The sequence below is a fragment of the Oleiphilus sp. HI0132 genome, assembly GCF_001635845.1.
This window is the reverse complement of record NZ_LWGJ01001635.1, coordinates 1-1,126: the sequence shown is the minus strand read 5'-3', so window position 1 is coordinate 1,126 and position 1,126 is coordinate 1. Positions and strand designations below refer to the sequence as shown.

1 protein-coding gene and 1 pseudogene are annotated in these 1,126 nt (G+C 46.3%); both read left to right on the top strand.

Features of this window, described 5'->3' with window-relative positions:
* Window positions 1-607: hypothetical protein (locus A3766_RS31575; protein ID WP_197479735.1), on the top strand; the 607-nt coding region annotated here is incomplete at its 5' end.
* Window positions 608-635: 28 nt separating this feature from the next.
* Window positions 636-1,126 (top strand): annotated as a pseudogene (gene cca, locus A3766_RS25175) (multifunctional CCA tRNA nucleotidyl transferase/2'3'-cyclic phosphodiesterase/2'nucleotidase/phosphatase); the annotation flags it as partial.

Here is a 1,126-nt window from a genome sequence, read left to right as displayed (position 1 = left end):
TCAGTTCAATGCATCTCAAGTTTCAAGGCCGCTAGATGAATACGATGTGAATAACGCTCCGGCTGACAGACCTAGTGATAGCAACCTAGAATGGAACGTAGATATAGGCTTAGCAATCCTGTTTACCGACAACTTTTTACGTGAAGAATTCGGCCTGGATGGTTGGTGGCTAGAAGGCGAGTGGGTATTCGGTATTTCTGGAATGAATATGTTTCCAACCGACATTTCAACATTCTCCCCTCCCGTACCCACTGATGAATTACCTCGAGGCAAGCCTTCAGTTCAAGCACGCTATAAAGTGGGTTTAGCCACTTACCGTGAAGACTATATGATGACGCTTGATATTGATCTAAACGAAGATGAAGTGTTCGCCTTCGAAGGCAATACCCGCTTCATATCTTTTGGTGGTGAGTATTACTGGAGAGATGACTTCCACTTACGTGCAGGTGCGCGCTTCAATATTGCTGAAACAGAAGAGGCCTCAAAAGAAGATCACACCTTAACAGCTGGTTTTTTATACCAGCCACGCCACTTCAATATTGAGGCTGCATTTATGCTGAGTGAAGTAGAAGCTGGCGGTTCGATAGGATTTGGTTTAGCATTCTAGCTCTTTCTCTCCCGTGGGCTTGAATGTGATGAAAACCTACCTTGTGGGTGGTGCTGTACGTGACTCTTTGCTCGAAATTAACAGCAAGGATAAAGACTGGGTCGTAGTAGGTAGCAACCCAGACGAGATGCTTAAACAAGGCTTTACCCAGGTCGGCCAAGACTTCCCTGTATTTCTCCACCCCAAAACTAGAGAAGAGTACGCTCTTGCGCGGACAGAGCGTAAAAACGGTCAGGGCTACCAAGGCTTCAGCTTTGACACGTCAAAATCAATCACTTTAGAACAAGACCTTATCAGAAGAGACCTAAGCATTAATGCGATGGCAATGAGCGCAGACGGTGAGCTGATTGATCCGTATGGCGGTCAAGACGATCTGAAGAACAGACTACTCAGGCACGTCTCGCCAGCCTTCACAGAAGACCCACTAAGAATTCTACGCGTGGCTCGTTTCGCTGCTCGCTTTTATCACCTCGGCTTTAAAATAGCTGACGAAACACTCGATTTCATGAGCAAAATGGT